The sequence below is a fragment of the Actinacidiphila epipremni genome (genome assembly GCF_012034175.1).
In the GTDB taxonomy this organism is placed as follows: Bacteria; Actinomycetota; Actinomycetes; order Streptomycetales; family Streptomycetaceae; genus Actinacidiphila; species Actinacidiphila epipremni.
On record NZ_JAATEJ010000002.1, the window covers coordinates 117,051 to 134,663 of the forward strand.

Consider the following 17,613-nt stretch of genomic DNA (forward strand, 5'->3'; position numbering starts at 1 on the left):
GGGTACGCCCAGCGGCCTATAGGCTGCGCGCCGTGAAACTCCGCAACACCCTTGCCGTCATACCGGCCCTCGTCCTGCTCGCCGCCTGCGGCAGCCACGACGACTCCGCCGCCGAGCCCGCCGCGAGCCCGGCCACCGCGCGTACCACCAAGCCGGCGGCGCACGCACCGGATCCGGTCGCGACCGAGGATCCGGCCGCCGAGAGGGCCGCGTCCAAGACCGCCTCCATGGAGACCGAGATGCGTGCGGCGCTGACCGCCGCCAACCTGCCGCCCGGCCGCGACGCCGGGCAGATCACCCGGTGTGGCGTCGACTTCGCCCTCGTGTACGCGGACAAGGTGAGCCCGCACGCACGGGAGAAGCTGACTGCCACCCTGCACTCGTATGGCTGGAAGGACGCGCTGGACAACGGCTCGGACGAGACCCGGCTGCTGCGTGACGACTGGGAGGTCTACCTGACCCGGACCGACCTCGGGAAGGTCAAGGGCGTGCCGTCCCACATGATCGAGGTCGACGCGCACTGCTCGCTGTCTTGAGCCGGGTTAGCCGGTGATGCGCATCAGGGTGATGTGGTCGTCGGCGACGGTGAAGGCGAAGTCGGAGGGGCCGTTGTAGCCGTTGCCGCCGACTTCGGTGCTCACTGTCGTCGTGTCGGCGGCGGTGCGGCAGCCGGTGACGGTGAGGCGGACCTGCTTGCCGATGAACTCCGCGTCGCTCCAGGAGCGGATCGCGTCGTGGCCGCGGAAGACGCGGCCCCAGTCGTCGACGGCGCCGTCCTCGGCGAAGGCGGCCAGGAAGTCCTCGATGGCCCCGGCGTTGGCGGCTTCCAGGGCCGCGGCGACGGGGATGGGAAGGGGTGCGTGCGTCATGTCGTGTGAACGAACGGCGGGCCCGCTTCGACGCCCGCCGAACAGGTGGGGTCGCGGGAAGAGCGGCCGGCGCGGGCCGCGGTGGCTCGCCGGCCCCGCGCGGTGGGAGCCGGTCGCCGCGCGGCCGGGGTCGGGGCTCATACGTCCGTCACCGTCGCCCAGATGCATTTGCCGCCCTCCGTGTAGCGCGTCCCCCACCGCTCGGCGGTGACGGCGACCAGTTGCAGGCCGCGGCCGAACTCGTCGTCCAGCAGCGGGTGCCGTACCCGCGGGGTGGCCTGGGAGCCGTCGTAGACCTCGCAGGTGAGCTCGCCGTCCGCCAGGTGAAGCAGCCGCAGCCGCAGGACGCCGGCGCGGTCGTCGGCGACGTCCGCGCCGATGCCGACGGCGTGCCGCACCGCGTTGCCGATGAGCTCGCTCACCACGAGCGTCGCGGTGTCGGCGAGCTCGCCGAGGCCCCAGGCGTCGATCCGGTCGGCGGCCAGCGACCGGCCGAGCCGCGCGGACTCCGGCTCCCACGGCAGGTCCCACGCGGCGATCCGCTCGGGCGGTACGCGGCTGGTGGCGAGCGCCATCAGGGCGGCGTCGTCGACCCGGCCGGGGTCGGGCGGCAGCTGCTCGGCGATGGTCTCGCACAGCGTGTCGAGCCAGGCGTCGCGCCGCTCGACGTCCTGCGGGAGCGGGGCGGTGGCGCCGTAGCGGGTGAGCAGTTCGGTGAGCGGGGTGACGTCGCGCCGGGTGCCGTCGACGAGGCCGTCGCTGTAGAGGACCAGGACGCTGCCGTCGGCCAGTTCGGTGCCGCTGACCGGCGCGGGGACGGACGCCTGGCCGAGCGGCTGCCCCGGCGACAGCTCCGCCTCGTGGGCCTTGCCGCCGGGGGTGAGCAGCACCGGCGGCGGGTGCCCGGCGCCGGCGACGCTGCACTCGCCGGTCGTGGCGTCGTACAGCACGAGCATGCAGGTGGCGGTGAGCGGGCCGAGGCGGCCTGCGGCGTCGTTGAGGTGGGCCATGATCTCGTCGACGGGCAGGTCGAGGGTGGCGACGGTGAGCGCGGCGTGCCGCAGGATGCCCATCGCGATGGCCTGCTCCAGGCCGTGGCCGCGTACGTCGCCGATGATCGCGAGGGTACGGCCGCCGGGCAGCGGGATCGTGTCGTACCAGTCGCCGCCGACCTCCTCGCCGGCGGCGAGCCGGTAGCGGGCCGCGGTGCGCACGCCGACGGTGGGCGGCAGCGTGCCGGGCATCAGCTCCTCCTGGAGCCGTTCCGCGCGGTGCCGGGCCTCCTCGTACAGCCGGGCCTTGGCCAGGGCCTGGGCGATGATGACGGCGATGGTGCCGAGCAGCGACTTCTCGTACTCGTGGAAGGGCCGCGGCGCCGACCAGCTGATGATGCACGAGCCGACCCGGCGGTCGTTGACGCTCAGCGGCAGCACCGCCCACGCGCTCTTGCCGCCGTGCCGGGCCAGCGGGGCGAGCGTGGGCCAGGCGGCCTCCAGCTCGGCCGGCGTGGAGAAGAACCGCGGCTGCGGGGAGGCGGTGACCTCGGCGAGCCGTACGGGCCAGCCGGGAGCCTCCAGCTCGGCGCGGAACTCGGCGCTGTAGCCGGTGGCAGCCACCAGCCGCGGCACCGGCTCGGACAGGTCGTGCACGATCAGCCCCTCGGCGCCGAACATCGGCAGGACGTGCCGGGTCAGCGCCGCGACGACCTGCTCGGTGCCCAGCGCCCGGATCAGCGCCGCGTTCAGCTCCGCCATCCGGCGGCTGCGGTCGGCCTGCGCCATCTCGGCGGCCTTCTGCGCGGTGACGTCCGCGAGCTGCGCGGCGACGAAGCCGCCGACGTCGACCGCCCGCACCGTCCAGGAGGACATCTCGCGGTCGGGGCCGTCGTACGTCATCTGGGTGGTGACCGCCTGGCCGGGCGTGGCGCGGGCCCTGGCCAGCAGCTCCGGGATGCCCTGGCCGGCGAGCCGGGGCAGCTTCTCCCACGGGATCTCGCCGAGCAGGTCCGCGCCGGTGCCCCCGTCCTGGTCGCGGGCGGCCTGGTTGATCCACTGGACGCGGTCGTCGGCGGACAGCACGTAGATCGGGTCCGGGTGCTGCTCGATCAGCCCGACGAGCCAGGCGGCCTGGCTGTGCCGGGCGGTGACGTTCCAGGCGGTGCCGGACATGCGCAGCGCCCGGCCGGTCTCGTCGCAGTCGACGGCGGCGCGCAGCTCCAGCCAGCTGATCGACCGGTCGGCGCCGACGACCCGGTATTCGACGGCGTACGGCTGCCCGGTGGCCAGCGCCGTCTCGATCGCCTCCTGCACGCCGGGGCGGTCGTCGGGGTGGATGCGCTCCATCCAGGTCTCGATGCGGTGGTCCCAGGTGGCGGGGTCCAGGCCGGCCGCGGGGATCAGCTTCTCGGTGACGTCGTCGACGTCCAGCAGCCCGCTGTCGAGGTCCCAGCTCCAGGTGCCGACGCTGATCTGCCGCATGACCTGCTCGCGCACGCCGAACGGCTCCTGCCACCAGGGCGCGGTGCCGCTGCGCGGCTGCCGGGTGTGGGTGAGCCGCCGGCCGACGGCCTGGGCGAGCTGCCCGAGGAAGCCCTGCCGGGCGATGTCCGGCGCCTCGGCGACCAGTACGGACACCGCGCCGATCGGCATCCCCCCGACCAGGATGGGCGCGGCCACGACCCCGCCGGGCACGTCCCCGACCCCGACCGCCCCGGCCGCCCCGCCGGGCACCTCCCCGGCCGGCTCGGTGGGCGCCCACCCGCCCTCGTCGACCCCCTCGGCCCCCGGGCCCCCGCCCTGCCCCGCCTCGGGCCAGCGCGGCGACCACACCACCCGCCCCCGCGACACGGCGAGCGACGGCGCGGTCGCGGCCTGCGACGCCACCTCGTCCCACCGCCGCGCGAGCCCGGCCGGCAGCCCGTTGGCCACCGCGAGCCGCAGCACGCCCTCCTCACCCGCCAAATGCACCAGCCCCCCGAACCCGCACAGCGCGGCGACCGCCTGCTGCAACGCGACCCGCAGCAGATCCGGCTCCCCCATCCCCCCCGCGGCCTCGGCCTCCACCATCCGCAGCCGCAGCGCATCCCCACGCTCGACGCCCAGCCCACCGGGTGCGGCATCCATCACCCCATCACCAGCCTCACCCTCCGTACCGCTCTGCCCCCTTTCCTCCCTATTCTTACGCCGATCCCCCGCCCCGTCCCCTTGTCCCCCCGGCCGCGGCACCCGGCGCCGGAAACGGCGCGACCCGGCGCGGCCACTGCGGCTGCGCCGGGTCGGCGGGGACGGAGGCGGGGCGGACCGGGGTCTACCCCAGGTTCGGGAAGGTGACCGTGCGGTCGGCGGGGTTGGTGGCGTTGAGGGCCTGGATGAGGGCGGTGGCGACGTCCTGGGGGGTGACGGGGGTCTTGGAGCCGTCGCCGCGTTCGAGGAGGACGTTGTCGAAGGTGTGGGAGTAGAGCTTCTTGAGTTCCACCAGGTCGATGTGCGGGGCGAGTTTGCCGTCGGGGGTGGCGGTCATCGTCAGGAACTTCGGGAGGGTGTTGTCGAAGGAGATCTCGTGGACGCCGTAGGCGCGCACGGTGACCTTGCCGGACATCGCCGACTTGCCGAAGCCGTTGACCGCGGCGTCGAGTTCGGCCTGGGTGACCTTGGGGGGCTGGGTGGTGGCGTTGAGGGCCACGACCTGGTCGGTGCCGGTCTCGGCGCGGGTGCGGTAGGCGGCCTCGACCTGCTGGGCCGCGGCGGCGACGTCGAAGGTCGTGCGGGGGGTGCCGGGGACGGCGATGGCCTTGTGGTCCTCGAAGCGGACCATCCCCTCGGTGCCCGCGCCGCCCTTGCCCGCGAGGGCCTGGAGGGCGGACTTGAGCTTGTCCTCGTCCACGACGAACACCGGGTCGGCGGTGCGGCTGCCGCCGAAGAGGGAGCCGATCACGGAGACCGGGTTGTAGTCGGCGTGCGCGAGGCCGCGCACGGTCGCGTCGGTGTCGACGGACAGACCCGCCACGGACGGCTTGAGGGTCTGCTTCTTGCCGCCGACCGTGAGCTGGATGGGCGCGGTCGGGCGGTTGCCGAGCGCCTCGTCGAGCATCTTGACGGCCGTCCCGCGGTTCTGGTTGCCGATGTCGACGCCCATCACCGTGGTGCCCTTGGGCACGTCGGCGTGGTTCATCAGCAGGCCGGCGCCGTACGCGACGGCGAGCACGACGCCGATCGCGGCGACCAGCAGCACCGGCTTGGAGCGGCCCTTCTTCGCCGGCCGGGCGGCGGCCGGCGCGGGGGCGGGCGCCGGGGCCTTCGGGGCCGGCTCCGGCTCGGCTGCCGGTCCGCGGGGGGCGGTCTGGCGCGGCCCGCGCGGGCCGCCGGCGGAGACCGCGGGGATGCCGCTGACGAGCGTGTCGCCGGAGACCCGCTCCTCGTTGTCGCTCCCGCCGGGCTCGGGCCCGAGCGGCGGCACGGTGACGGGGCCGGTCGCCGGGCCCGCGGTCGGGCCACTGGGCGCGTCGAGGCGGCCCCCGAAGGGCGCGGCGCCGGGCGCCGCGTACGGGCCCTCCTGGCCGCCGCCCTCGGTGGGGCGCGGCACGCCGGGCGGGAAGTCGTCGGTGCCGAACGGCTGCGAGCCCGTGTCGTACGGGGAGCGCTGGGATCCGGTGTCGAAGGGCGAGGGCTGCGAGCCGGTGTCGAAGGGGGAGGGCTGCGAGCCGGTGTCGAAGGGGGACGGCTGGGAGCCCGTGTCGTACGGCGAGGGCTGCGACCCCGTGTCGTACGGGCCTCCGACCACGGGCGCACCCCCGGTGTCGTACGGGGAGGGGCCGCCCGGCAGCGGCGTGGACCCGGTGTCGTACGGGCCTCCCACCGCAGGCGTAGCCCCGGTGTCGTACGGCGAGCCGCCCTCCTCCACGCGGGGCATCGCCGCGGTGTCGAACGGCGAGCCCGCGCCGAACGGCGGAGCCTGGTTGCCGGCCTGCGGCGGCTGCGGAGCCTGCGGCGGCTGCGGTACGGAGCCGGGTCTCGCGCCGCCCGCCGGGTCAAAGGCGGAGCCCGCGCCGAACGGCGAGGCGAAGCCCTCCGCCGGGGTGTCGTGCGGCCCGCGCGCGGCCTCGGCGTCACCGGGCACCCCGCCGGAACCGCCGGCACCGCCGGCCGGCGGCGGGAGGTAGGGGCCCGTGCCCTGCGTGCCGTACGGGGACGCGGGCGCGGCCGGCTCGCCGAACGGCGTCCGCGCACCGGGAGCAGCCCCCGGCGCCCCGCCGTCCCCGAAGGACGACCCAGCACCCGGCCCGGCGCCCGGCCCCGCACCCGGACCTGCCGGCGCAGCCGCCTGCTTGCGCGGCGCGAACCAGTCGCTGGTGGTCTTCTCCGGCTCCGGCTCCGGCCGGCTCTCCGGCTCGGGCTCGGGCGTCTCGGCCGGGGCCTGCGAGGCCGCGGCGGCGGCAGCGGTGGCCTCGTCGACCGGCGTGCGCACCACGACGGGCGGGATCGGCCGCGAGCCGGGGATGTTGATCCGGATCCGGGTGGTCAGCGTCGTCTCGGTCCTGGGCTCGTCCGGCGCGGGCGGCTCAGCGCCCGGCTCCCGCCCGGCACCGGCACCGGCCCCGGTCCCGGCGCCCGCACCGGCTCCCGTACCCGCGCCCGCACCGCCCTCGGCCCCGGCGTCCGCACCGGCCCCGCCCCCCGCAGCAGCCCCCGCGCCCTCGTCCGGCGCGCCCGCGGCCCGGGCCCGCTCCTGCGGGTGCAGCGAGGGGAAGGGGCGGCTGCCGTACGGCTGCGTCCCGGACGGGTACGCCGCTCCGCCGCGACCGCCCTGGGTCCCGGAGGACGAACTGTCTGTTTCACGAGTCAAAGCAGGCTCTCCCGGTGTGCTTCGCCGCCCGACATGGTTCCCCGCTTGCGGCTCGCCGGCGGGCCCCACCATACCGACCTGCCGCGGAGCGCGGCCCTGGTCGGCGGGAACCCTCGGGGCTCAGCCAACCATGTGCTCGCCCCTGCCCGCCAAGTCAGGCCCTATTCGCCCCTGATGAGGTCAGGTAGGGCACCGTGGCGCAGATCACCGCGAGCAGGGCGCCGCCCAGGAGGTAGAGGTACGAACTCGCGCCGGCCGCGAAGAGGAAGTCGCCCTCGGGCCGGGTGGTGCTGAGCAGCACCACGCACACCAGCCAGAAGGCGGCGGGCACCGCGACCCCGATCCGGCTGCCGGTGGCGGCCCAGCCGCCGTAGAAGAGTGCCGCGCAGCCCGCGAGCGACAGCAGCAGCCCGCCGGGCGGCCAGGCGTCCTGCACGAGCGCCCCGGCGAGCGCGACGACCGCGCCGAGGACGGCGAGGCCGAGGTAGCCGAGGATGCGGCCGAGCGAGACCGGCGTCGTCACACCGCACCCCCGCCAGGGCCGGAAGCGGAGCCGGAAGCGCGACCGGAAACCGAGCCGGAAACCGAGCCGGAAGCAGGACCCGAAGCCGAGCCGGAAGCGCCGTATGCCGGGAAGAGATCGGGAGCCGGCCCGCCGTCCGCCCCGCGCGGCAGCGCCTCACCGCGCACCTGCCGGTAGTACTCGGTGCTGAAGAACGGCTGGCCCAGGTCGTTGGACAGCGCGAAGAACGGCCCGTCCACCGCGATCTGCGTCGCGTGCGCCCGCATCGCCGCCGTCTTGTGCCCGGCGTAGGCGGTGCCGTCGACCGCCGCGGTCACCAGCGCGTCGTCGACGACACCGGGGACGTCGTCGACGGTGGCGACGGAGGGGAAGGGGAAGTCCTTGCCCGCGGCGGCCAGCCGCCGGAAGCCCTCCTCGACGACCGACCGCGGGGTGCAGATCTCGAAGACCCGCTCCACGGTGTACCCGCGCTCGGCGGCGAGTTCGTAGCCGCGCAGCGCGACCCGGTGCGCCTGGATGTGGTCGGGGTGCCCGTAGCCGCCGTTGTCGTCGTAGGTGACGAGCACCTGCGGCCGTACGTCCAGGATCACGTCGGCCAGGTGGCCCGCGGCCTCGTCGAGGTCGGCCTGCCAGAAGCTGCCGGGTACGTCGTTCTGCGCCAGGCCCATCATGCCGGAGTCGCGGTAGCGGCCGGGGCCGCCGAGGAAGCGGTGGTCGGTGACGCCCAGCTCGGCCATCGCGGCGGCCAGTTCACCGATGCGGTGCTCGCCCAGGGTGTCGTCGCGGTCGGCGGCCAGGTGCGCCAGCTCGGGCGGGATGACCTCGCCCTCCTCACCCAGGGTGCAGGTCACCAGGGTGACGAGGGCGCCTTCCGCCGCGTACTTGGCCATGGTGGCGCCGTTGTTGATCGTCTCGTCGTCCGGGTGGGCGTGGACGAACAGCAACCGCCGCGCCGGCGGGGTCGTTCTGTCGGTCATGGCGGAAGCCTACGACTCCCGCCGGTGGCGCCTGGAACGCGGCGGCTCAGAACTTGATGTCCGAGATCATCCCCGCGACGTTGTTGGTGAAGTCGCTGATCTGCGGCGCCCACGACGAGCTCGCCAGGTAGAAGCCCAGCAGGGTGCAGGCGACGGCATGGCCCCATTTCAACCCGGACCGTCGGATCAGCAGGAACACGATGATCAGCAGCAGCAGCACCGCCGAAATCGAGAGTGCCACAGCGGCTCACCTCCAGGTCGGACGCAGGGATGATGTCAGTTGCCACATGCTTATTACCCACCCATGGCAACGGATCATAACTTTCCGTGGCACCGCATATGTCGGAGCACGGAAGCACGCGGGGGCGCATGACCAGATCCAGCCACGGACGCTCCCCGACCCCTTGTCGGCCCGGCTCCCCGCGCCGCAGGTCGGGTGGTACGCGGCGGTGCCGGGCGGTTATCCGGAGGCGCTTGTCGGCGCCACCCCCTAGTGTCTCGGGTATGACGTACCTCTCATTCCCCCGGCAGCACGCACGGACACAGCGGTTCACCCTCGGGGTGCCGCGCGCGTTCACCGTCGCGCCGGACGGGGAGCGGGTGGTCTTCCTGCGCTCGCGCTCCGGCACGGACACCGCCCAGGTGCTGTGGGTGCTGGACCTGCCCGCGGAAGGCGCCGCCGAGGGCGTACGGGAGCGGGTCGCGGCCGACCCGGCGGCGCTGCTGGGCGGGTCGCGGGAGGACCTGCCGGCGGCCGAGCGGGCCCGCCGGGAGCGCAGCCGCGAGGGCTCGGCGGGCGTGGTGGCCTACGCGACGGACTCCGCCGTGACGACGGCCGCCTTCGCGCTGTCCGGCCGGCTCTTCACGGCGGACCTCACGGCGGCAGCTCAGGACCAAGCCCAGGACGCAGCCCAGGACGGCGCCACGAACGCGGCCCAGGGCGCAGCCCGTAGCGGCGGCGCCCGCGAACTGCCCGTGCCCGGCCCCGTGGTGGACCCGCGCCCCTCGCCGGACGGCCGCTGGATCGCCTTCGCCGCGGGCGGCGCCCTGCGCGTCGTCGCCGCGGACGGCACGCACGAGCGCGCCCTCGCCGAGCCGGACGGCGCCGACGTCACCTGGGGCCTCGCGGAGTTCGTCGCGGCCGAGGAGATGGGCCGGCACCGCGGCTTCTGGTGGGCGCCGGACGGCTCGGCGCTGCTGGCGGCCCGGGTCGACGAGTCGGGGGTGGCCCGGCGGTGGCTGTCGGAGCCGGCGCAGCCGGACCGCGCGCCGCGCGAGGTGGCCTACCCGGCGGCGGGCACGCCGAACGCCGAGGTGACGCTGTGGCTGCTGGGCCTGGACGGCTCGCGCCGCGAAGTGCCGTGGGACCGGGGGCGTTTCCCCTACCTCGCGGCGGTGCACTGGTCGGCGGCCGGCGACCCGGTGCTGCTGGTCCAGACCCGCGACCAGCGCACCCAGCACTACCTGACGGTGGACCCGGCGACCGGCGCGACCCGGACCGCGGTCGTCGAGGAAGATCGAGTTTGGCTTGATCTTTTCCCCGGCGTGCCGGCCCTGCGCCCGGACGGGACACTGCTGCGGATCACCGACGCGGCCGGCGTCCGGGTCCTGATGGCCGGTCAGCAGCCGTGGACCGACGGCGAGTTGCACGTACGGTCGGTGCTCGCGGCCGACGGGCCGGACGTGCTGGTGGCCGCCTCCGCGGGCCCGGCGGCGAAGGAGCCGCGGACCGGCGAGATCCATGTCTTCCGGGTCACCGGGCAGGGCGCGGCGCGCCTCACCGAGGAGCCGGGCGTGCATACGGCGGTGCGCGCGGGCGAGGTCACCGTCCTGGTGTCGGCGGTGCCGGACCGGCCGGGGTCGGGCGCGCGGGTGCTGCGCGCCGGCCGCGAGGTCGCGCGGATCGTCTCGCACGCGGAACTGCCGTCGCTGACCGCCCGGGTGCGGCTCACGGAGGCCGGCGAGCGGCGCATCCCGTGCGCGGTGCTGCTGCCGTCCGGTCACGCGGAGGGCGACGGCCCGCTGCCGGTGCTGATGGACCCGTACGGCGGGCCGCACGGCCAGCGCGTACTGGCCGCGCACAACGCGCACCTGGTGTCGCAGTGGTTCGCCGACCAGGGCTTCGCGGTGGTCGTCGCCGACGGCCGCGGCACCCCGGGCCGCTCCCCGGCGTGGGAGAAGGCGATCGGCGGCGGCCGGCTGGCCGAGGTGGTGCTGGACGACCAGATCGACGCGCTGCGGTCCCTGGCCGGGCAATTCCCGCTGGATCTGTCGCGGGTGGCGATCCGCGGCTGGTCCTTCGGCGGGACGCTGGCGTCGCTGGCGGTGCTGCGCCGCCCGGACGTCTTCCACGCGGGCATCGCGGGCGCCCCGCTGACCGAGCAGCGGCTGTACGACACGCACTACACCGAGCGCTACCTCGGGATGCCGCAGGAGCAGCCGGCCGCCTACGACGAGAACTCCGTCGTCACCGCGGACGGCATTCCCCATCTGGCCGAGCCCGCACGGCCGTTGATGATCATCCACGGCTTCGCCGACGACAACGTCCTGGTGGCCAACTCGCTGCGGCTGTCGACCGCGCTGCTGGCCGCCGGCCGCCCGCACGAGGTGCTCCCGCTGTCGGGCGGCGTCACGCACATGACTCCCCAGGAGCAGGTCGCCGAAAACCTGCTGCTGCTCCAGGTGGCCTTCCTGCACCGCGCGTTGACCCGCTGAGGGCACGGCGGCGCTGCGCCCCCGAGGAGTACGGACTCCAGGAAACCCGGTCCGTATATCGGTGTTGCGACAGCGAGATTGCTCGCGTGTAAACGCGATTGACCCGGAAATATCCGGAATGCCCACCCGTCCCGGGTGCTGTCAAGCACGCCCGGAAGACGATCTGCTCAATGTTCGCTCAAGAAGCAGTGGATCACGCTTTCTTCCCTCCACGCCCTCTTGACTGGAACTTGCTTTCATTGCGACAGTCCCGGCAACTCACGACGCCTCAACCCGTCGCGGGCATCTCAGCCATCAGCTCCAGTGACAAGCGACAACGCAAGCAGCAGCGGGGGCCATCGCGATGACGAGTTCCACCGAGACCACCCTCGCCGGTCCCCCCGGCGAGCCGGGGCAGATCGCCGACAGCGGCACCGCTGCGCCGGCCGAGCTGGCCGGGCGCTCACCCGGGCAGCTGATGTGGCAGCGGTTCAAACGCGACCGCACGGGCGTCATATCCGCCTACGTCGTAGGCTTCTTCTTCCTGGTCGGCATCTTCGCGCCGGTCATATCGAAGCTCTACGGCAAGGACCCGTACACGCTGTACGGCACCAACGAGCCGGGCCTGCTCAACGACTTCGGCTACCCGATCGCGCCCAACGGCGGCATGAGCAGCCGGTTCTGGTTCGGTATCGAGCCGAACCTCGGGCGGGACGTCTTCATGCAGCTGGTCTACGGCATCCGCACCTCGCTGAGCATCGCGGTGGCCGTGACCCTCGCGGTCACGGCCACCGCGATCGTGATGGGCGTCACGGCCGGTTACGTGGGCGGGAAGACCGACTACTTCATCGGCCGGGTCACCGACCTGCTGATGGCCCTGCCGGCGCAGCTGTTCTTCGTCGCCGTCATGCCGGTGGTCACCGCGGTGTTCGTCAGCCCCGTCGACGAGACACCCACGTACCTACGCGTGGTGGCGCTCATCTCGGTGCAGTGGTTCCTCGGCTGGATGGGCCTGGCCCGGCTGCTGCGCGGCCAGGTGCTGAGCCTGCGCGAGCGGGAGTTCATCGAGGCGGCCCGGGTGACCGGGGCCTCGTCGTGGCGGATCGTCCGGCGCGAGCTGCTGCCCAACCTGGTGACGCCGATCCTGGTGCAGAGCACCCTGATGCTGCCTGCCTTCGTCACCGCGGAAGCCGGACTGTCCTTCCTGGGGGTCGGGCTCATCGAGCCGACGCCGGACTGGGGACGGATGTTCGCCCGCGGCGCCGAGGTCTACCAGAACGACCTCACGTACATGTTCTTCCCCGGCATCGCGATGGTGGTCTTCATCGTCGCCTTCAACCTGCTCGGGGATTCGGTCCGTGACGCCTTCGACCCGAAGGCCGCACGTTAGGGACGCCGTTGCGGGGGCGGCGTCGCCCCGCACCGGACCTTCAGGCAGCTCATCGCTACAACGAACAGGGGTGCACAACCGAAATGAGACTCTACATGCGTAGAACGCGGACCGCGTTGCTGGCGACGGTCGCCGCCGGCGCGCTGGTCCTGACCGCGTGCAGCAGTGGCGGGGGCGGCGGGAACAGCACCACCGAGAACAAGGACGCCAAGGTCAAGCAGAGCAAGAGCGCCCAGCAGCTGGCCGGCCAGATCACCTTCGGTGACGACGCGGCCTCCAAGGGCCCGGCCGAGCCGGTGCCCGGGGCGACGCCCGGCGGCACGATGAACGTGCTGGAGCGCGACAGCTACACCCACCTGGACCCGGGCCAGATCTACGTCTCCAACGAGGGCCAGCTCGCGACGCTGATCCACCGCGGCCTGACGACGTACAAGCTGGACAACGCCGGCAAGTACACCGTGGTCGGCGACCTGGCCACCAACAGCGGTGAGCAGTCCGACGGCGGCAAGACCTGGACGTACCACCTCAAGGACGGCATCAAGTTCCAGGACGGCACGCCGATCACGTCCAAGGACATCCGCTGGTCGGTGGAGCGGCTGTTCGCGCCGTTCATCACCAACGGCCCGGCCTACCTCCAGCAGTGGCTGGCCAACACCGCCGGCACCGACTACCGCAAGCTGCTGCCGGACGGCCCGTACAAGGGCGCCCACCTGCCGGACACGCTGCTGTCGACGCCGGACGCGAAGACCATCGTCTTCCACTTCCCCAAGCCGCAGACCGACACCCCGTACCTGTTCGCGATGCCCGGCTACTCGGTCGTGGACTCCGCGAAGGACACCAAGCAGGCGTATGACAAGGCGCCGGTGGCCAGCGGCCCGTACATGATCAAGAACTTCGACCAGGGCAAGTCGATGACCCTGGTGAAGAACCCCAACTGGGACCCGAACACCGACTCGGCGCGGCACCAGTACGTGGACACCTTCGCGATCACCTTCAACCACCAGGCCGAGGACTCCACCAAGCGGCTGATGTCCGACTCCGGTGAGAACCAGACCTCGGTGAGCTTCGACAACGCGGTCGACACCGACAACACCCCGAAGGTGGTGGGCGACCCGGCGATCTACAAGCGCACGGTGGCCGGCTACCAGCCCTTCGTCGGGCAGATCGACTTCAACATGAAGCGGCTCACCGACTTCGACGTCCGCAAGGCGCTGGCGCTGGCGATCCCGACCAAGGCCGTCTACCAGGCGCTCGGCGCCGAGTACGGTGCCGAGTACGCCGGCGGCTTCCTGAGCCCGTCGCTGGCCGGCTACCAGAAGGCCGACCCGCTGGGCAAGGCCGCCAACCCCAACGGCGACGCGGCTGCGGCGAAGAAGATCCTCACCGACGCCGGCAAGCTCAACACCAAGATCACCTACGCGTACGTCAACACCACCGCGGGCCAGCAGTACTCGGTGACCATCGCCACCGCCCTGAAGGCCGCCGGCTTCGACGTGCAGCGCAAGGAACTGCCCTCGGACACCTACTACGACCTGATCGGCAAGGTCGACAACCAGTACGACATCTACGCCTCGGCGTGGGGTGCCGACTGGCCGAGCGCCTCGACGGTGATCCCGCCGGTCTTCGACGGCCGCACGATCGCCGACCAGGCCCCGAACTACGCGCACGTCAACGACGCGCACATCAACTCCGAGATCGACCGGATCGAGGCCCTGACCGACCCGGCGGCGGCGCAGAAGGCGTGGTTCGACCTGAACACCTACATCGTCACCAAGGTGATCCCGGGCGTTCCGACCGTCTACTACAAGCAGCTCCAGCTGTTCGGCTCGAAGGTCGGCGGCGCCGTGTACAACAACATGTTCTCGGCGATCGACGCGACCAAGCTCTTCGTCAAGCAGTAAACCCCGTTCGACCGCCGCGGTGGGGCCGGGCAGCCGTCCGGCCCCACCGGGGCGCCCCGGATCCCGGTCCACCGCCGCCGTCCTTGAGAGAGCTGCGACCGCCATGCTTCGATTCCTCGTCCGCCGGACGCTCGGCGCCGTGGTCATCCTGCTGTTCATCAGCGCCTTCACGTTCTTCCTGTTCTTCGCGATCCCGCACGACCCGGCGCTGCTGTCCTGCGGCAAGAACTGCACGCCGGACAACCTGAAGACCATCCACCACAACCTGGGGCTCGACCATCCGGTCCCGGTGCAGTACTACCTGTTCATGGTGCGGATCTTCACCGGCCACCACTTCGCGGCCGGCAACTGCCCGGCCCCCTGCTTCGGCTACTCCTTCGCCAACAGCGAGCCGGTGTGGCCCACCCTGATCGACCGGCTGCCCACCACGCTCTCGCTCGCGCTGGGCTCGATGGTGGTCTTCCTGCTCTTCGGCCTCGGGACCGGCATGCTGGCCGCCTGGCGGCGCGGCAGCGCCGTCGACAAGGTCCTCAGCTCCGCCTCGCTGGTGCTCAGCTCGATGCAGATCTACTTCGTCGGGCCGCTCGTCCTGGCGCTGCTGGTCTACAACAACCACATCCTCGACCAGCCGAAGTACGTGCCGCTCACCCAGAACCCGGTCCATTGGTTCAGCGGCCTGATCATCCCCTGGTGCGTGCTGTCGATCCTGTTCACCGCGAACTACACGCGTATGGCGCGCTCGACGATGATCGAGCAGCTCCAGGAGGAGCACGTCCGCACCGCCCGCGCCAAGGGCATGTCCGGCGCCTACGTCTTCTTCCGCTACGCCTGGCGCGGCTCGCTCATCCCGATCGTGACGATCCTCGGCATCGACCTGGGCTCGCTGCTCGGCGGCGCGATGATCACCGAGTGGACCTTCCAGCTCACCGGGCTCGGCCGGCTGGCGATCGACTCGGTGACCAAGACGGACCTGCCGATGCTGATGGGCGTGATGCTCTTCAGCTCCGCCATGATCGTCCTCTTCAACATCCTCGTGGACGCCGTCTACGCGTTCATCGACCCGCGCATCCGGCTGTCCTAGGAGACCGGCAGTGACCACCATGACCACACCGGAGGACGCCGCCCCCAAGGCCGCGCAGGGGGCCTTCCTCTCGGTCCGCGACCTGTACGTGCGCTTCTCCACCGAGGACGGCATCGTCAAGGCGGTCGACGGGCTGTCCTTCGACCTGCAGCGCGGCCAGACCCTCGGCATCGTCGGCGAGTCGGGCTCGGGCAAGTCGGTGACCAACCTGGCCGTGCTGGGCCTGCACAACCCGGCGACCACCGAGATCGCCGGCGAGATCGTGCTGGACGGCCAGGAGCTGACCGGGGCGAGCAACCGCACCCTGGAGCGGCTGCGCGGCAACCGGATGGCGATGATCTTCCAGGACTCGCTCACCGCGCTGTCGCCGTACTACACCGTCGGCCGGCAGATCGCCGAGCCGTACGTCAAGCACCGCGGGGCCAGCAAGCGCGAGGGCCGGGAGCGGGCCATCGAGATGCTGGAGAAGGTCGGCATCCCGCAGCCGCGGCTGCGGGTCGACGACTACCCGCACCAGTTCTCCGGCGGTATGCGGCAGCGCGCGATGATCGCGATGGCACTGGTGTGCAACCCGGACCTGCTGATCGCCGACGAGCCGACGACCGCGCTGGACGTGACGGTGCAGGCACAGATCCTGGACCTCCTGTCGGACCTGCAGCAGGAGTTCGGCTCGGCGATCATCCTGATCACCCACGACCTGGGCGTGGTGTCCAAGGTCGCCGACGACCTGCTGGTGATGTACGCGGGCCGGGCGGTGGAGCGCGGCTCGACGCGCCAGCTGCTGACCGAGCCGCAGCACCCGTACACCTGGGGGCTGCTGGGCTCGATGCCGCGGCTGATGTCGGACGTCAACGAGCAGCTGACCCCGATCCCGGGGGCGCCGCCGAGCCTGCTCGCGCCGCCGCCGGGCTGCGCCTTCCATCCGCGGTGCGGCTACACCGACCTGGTCGGCGGCGGGCGGTGCGCGGTGCAGCGGCCGGACCTGCCGCTCGGCCGCGGGTCGGCGTGCCATCTGACGGACCAGCAGAAGCGGTCCGTGTTCATCGAGACCATTCAGCCGCGGCTCGGCTGACGGGCACCAGGGCAGGCATCGATATGAGCAACGACATCTCACTGTCCAAGGCCCCGGCGGCGGCGCGGGCGGCCGAGCCGCCGGGCGAGACGCTGCTGGAGGTGCGCGGCCTCGCCAAGCACTTCCCCGTCATGGGCGGCTTCCCGTTCAAGCGCCAGGTCGGCGCGGTCAAGGCGGTCGACGGGGTCGACCTGACGGTACGGGCGGGCGAGAGCTTTGGCCTGGTCGGCGAGTCCGGCTGCGGCAAGTCCACCACCGGGCGGCTGGTGACCCGGCTGCTGGAGCCGACCGCCGGCTCGATCTCCTACCGCGGCCGGGACATCACGCACGCCTCCCGCAAGGAGCTGGCGCCGGTCCGCTCCGAGATACAGATGATCTTCCAGGACCCGTACTCGTCGCTGAACCCGCGGCAGACGGTCGGCACGATCATCCGCGGCCCGATGGAGATCAACGGCATCGAGCCGCCCGGCGGCCGGGAGCAGCGGGTGCGCGAGCTGCTGGAGACCGTGGGGCTCAACCCCGAGCACTACAACCGCTTCCCGCACGAGTTCTCCGGCGGCCAGCGGCAGCGCATCGGGGTGGCGCGCGCGCTGGCCCTGGAGCCCAAGCTGATCGTGGCCGACGAGCCGGTCTCGGCGCTGGACGTGTCGATCCAGGCGCAGGTGGTCAACCTGCTCCAGCAGGTGCAGCGCGAGCTCGGCATCGCGTTCCTGTTCATCGCGCACGACCTGGCGATCGTGCGGCACTTCTCCGAGCGGGTCGCGGTGATGTACCTGGGCAAGATCGTGGAGGTCGGCGACCGCGACTCGATCTACCTGCGGCCACGCCACCCGTACACCCACGCGCTGCTGTCCGCGGTGCCGGAGGCCGACCTGACCGACGGCGGGACCGAACGCGAGCGGATCCGGCTGGCCGGTGACGTGCCCTCGCCGGTGAACCCGCCCTCGGGCTGCCACTTCCGCACCCGCTGCTGGAAGGCCACCGAGGTGTGCGCGGCCGAGGAGCCGCCGCTGGTGCGGCTCGGCGGGTCGGCGGAGGGCCATCTGACGGCGTGCCACCACCCGGAGGAGCCGACGATCACCGGCCGGACCGAGGACGTGGTGCTGGACCCGGCGCTCGCCGCGATCGAGGACGCGCTCGACGACGTCGGCGGTGTCGACGGTGTCGGCGATGGCGAGGACTTCCAGGACGGCGCCGGGAGCGCGGCCGGGCGCCCGTGAGACAGCCGTGCGGACCGCGCCGAACGGCCCCGGCGTGGTCCGCAC

The 17,613-nt window shown here is 72.8% G+C and carries 13 protein-coding genes; 7 read left to right on the forward strand and 6 right to left on the reverse strand.

What is annotated here, in order from left to right; translation table 11 throughout:
- Positions 1-32 precede the first annotated feature (32 nt).
- Positions 33-536 carry a hypothetical protein gene (locus HCN08_RS03445; protein ID WP_167981350.1) on the forward strand — a complete coding sequence of 168 codons (504 nt, stop codon included), beginning with the start codon at positions 33-35 and terminating at the stop codon, positions 534-536.
- A 6-nt stretch (positions 537-542) separates the two neighbouring features.
- Here the strand turns inward: HCN08_RS03445 and HCN08_RS03450 are convergent, their stop codons facing one another.
- From HCN08_RS03450 to HCN08_RS03475, 6 genes are all read right to left on the reverse strand, one after another.
- A complete protein-coding gene (locus HCN08_RS03450) occupies positions 543-869 on the reverse strand; it encodes a nuclear transport factor 2 family protein (RefSeq protein ID WP_167981351.1) in 327 nt (108 codons plus the stop codon).
- Between the two features lie 137 nt (positions 870-1,006).
- The gene (locus HCN08_RS03455; protein WP_167981352.1) at positions 1,007-3,991 is read right to left on the reverse strand and encodes a SpoIIE family protein phosphatase; all 2,985 of its coding nucleotides are present in this window, start codon (positions 3,989-3,991) and stop codon (positions 1,007-1,009) included.
- Positions 3,992-4,175: 184 nt separating this feature from the next.
- Positions 4,176-6,710 (reverse strand): hypothetical protein, encoded by a 2,535-nt coding sequence (locus HCN08_RS03460; protein WP_167981259.1) that lies wholly within the window; start codon positions 6,708-6,710, stop codon positions 4,176-4,178.
- A gap of 154 nt (positions 6,711-6,864) precedes the next feature.
- Positions 6,865-7,233, reverse strand: a complete 369-nt coding sequence (locus HCN08_RS03465; protein ID WP_167981353.1) for a DUF6113 family protein — start codon at positions 7,231-7,233, stop codon at positions 6,865-6,867.
- Positions 7,230-8,210, reverse strand: a complete 981-nt coding sequence (gene mshB / locus HCN08_RS03470; RefSeq protein ID WP_167981354.1) for an N-acetyl-1-D-myo-inositol-2-amino-2-deoxy-alpha-D-glucopyranoside deacetylase — start codon at positions 8,208-8,210, stop codon at positions 7,230-7,232. The genes HCN08_RS03465 and mshB overlap by 4 nt, the downstream gene beginning before the upstream one ends.
- 46 nt (positions 8,211-8,256) lie before the next feature.
- Positions 8,257-8,451 carry a hypothetical protein gene (locus HCN08_RS03475; RefSeq protein ID WP_167981355.1) on the reverse strand — a complete coding sequence of 65 codons (195 nt, stop codon included), beginning with the start codon at positions 8,449-8,451 and terminating at the stop codon, positions 8,257-8,259.
- Between the two features lie 263 nt (positions 8,452-8,714).
- Here HCN08_RS03475 and HCN08_RS03480 point away from each other — a divergent pair, with 263 nt between their 5' ends.
- The 6 genes from HCN08_RS03480 to HCN08_RS03505 all read left to right on the forward strand — a co-directional run bounded on the left by HCN08_RS03480 (position 8,715) and on the right by HCN08_RS03505 (position 17,568).
- A complete protein-coding gene (locus HCN08_RS03480; RefSeq protein WP_167981356.1) occupies positions 8,715-10,925 on the forward strand; it encodes a S9 family peptidase in 2,211 nt (736 codons plus the stop codon).
- Positions 10,926-11,268: 343 nt separating this feature from the next.
- Complete coding sequence (locus HCN08_RS03485; RefSeq protein ID WP_167981357.1) at positions 11,269-12,294, forward strand: ABC transporter permease; 1,026 nt, start codon at positions 11,269-11,271, stop codon at positions 12,292-12,294.
- A 95-nt stretch (positions 12,295-12,389) separates the two neighbouring features.
- A complete protein-coding gene (locus HCN08_RS03490) occupies positions 12,390-14,195 on the forward strand; it encodes an ABC transporter substrate-binding protein (protein ID WP_206318307.1) in 1,806 nt (601 codons plus the stop codon).
- 103 nt (positions 14,196-14,298) lie between these two features.
- Positions 14,299-15,276 carry an ABC transporter permease gene (locus HCN08_RS03495; RefSeq protein ID WP_167981358.1) on the forward strand — a complete coding sequence of 326 codons (978 nt, stop codon included), beginning with the start codon at positions 14,299-14,301 and terminating at the stop codon, positions 15,274-15,276.
- A 19-nt stretch (positions 15,277-15,295) separates the two neighbouring features.
- Complete coding sequence (locus HCN08_RS03500; RefSeq protein ID WP_206318350.1) at positions 15,296-16,348, forward strand: ABC transporter ATP-binding protein; 1,053 nt, start codon at positions 15,296-15,298, stop codon at positions 16,346-16,348.
- 23 nt (positions 16,349-16,371) lie between these two features.
- A complete protein-coding gene (locus tag HCN08_RS03505; protein WP_167981360.1) occupies positions 16,372-17,568 on the forward strand; it encodes an ABC transporter ATP-binding protein in 1,197 nt (398 codons plus the stop codon).
- Positions 17,569-17,613: the final 45 nt, after the last annotated feature.

Excerpts from the sequence above, each read along its gene's own strand:
- HCN08_RS03450 (WP_167981351.1), bottom strand. The coding sequence starts at position 869 with ATGACGCACGCACCCCTTCCCATCCCCGTCGCCGCGGCCCTGGAAGCC.
- HCN08_RS03455 (WP_167981352.1), bottom strand. The coding sequence starts at position 3,991 with ATGGATGCCGCACCCGGTGGGCTGGGCGTCGAGCGTGGGGATGCGCTG.
- mshB (WP_167981354.1), bottom strand. The coding sequence starts at position 8,210 with ATGACCGACAGAACGACCCCGCCGGCGCGGCGGTTGCTGTTCGTCCAC.
- HCN08_RS03480 (WP_167981356.1), top strand. The coding sequence starts at position 8,715 with ATGACGTACCTCTCATTCCCCCGGCAGCACGCACGGACACAGCGGTTC.
- HCN08_RS03485 (WP_167981357.1), top strand. The coding sequence starts at position 11,269 with ATGACGAGTTCCACCGAGACCACCCTCGCCGGTCCCCCCGGCGAGCCG.
- HCN08_RS03490 (WP_206318307.1), top strand. The coding sequence starts at position 12,390 with ATGCGTAGAACGCGGACCGCGTTGCTGGCGACGGTCGCCGCCGGCGCG.
- HCN08_RS03495 (WP_167981358.1), top strand. The coding sequence starts at position 14,299 with ATGCTTCGATTCCTCGTCCGCCGGACGCTCGGCGCCGTGGTCATCCTG.
- HCN08_RS03500 (WP_206318350.1), top strand. The coding sequence starts at position 15,296 with ATGACCACACCGGAGGACGCCGCCCCCAAGGCCGCGCAGGGGGCCTTC.
- HCN08_RS03505 (WP_167981360.1), top strand. The coding sequence starts at position 16,372 with ATGAGCAACGACATCTCACTGTCCAAGGCCCCGGCGGCGGCGCGGGCG.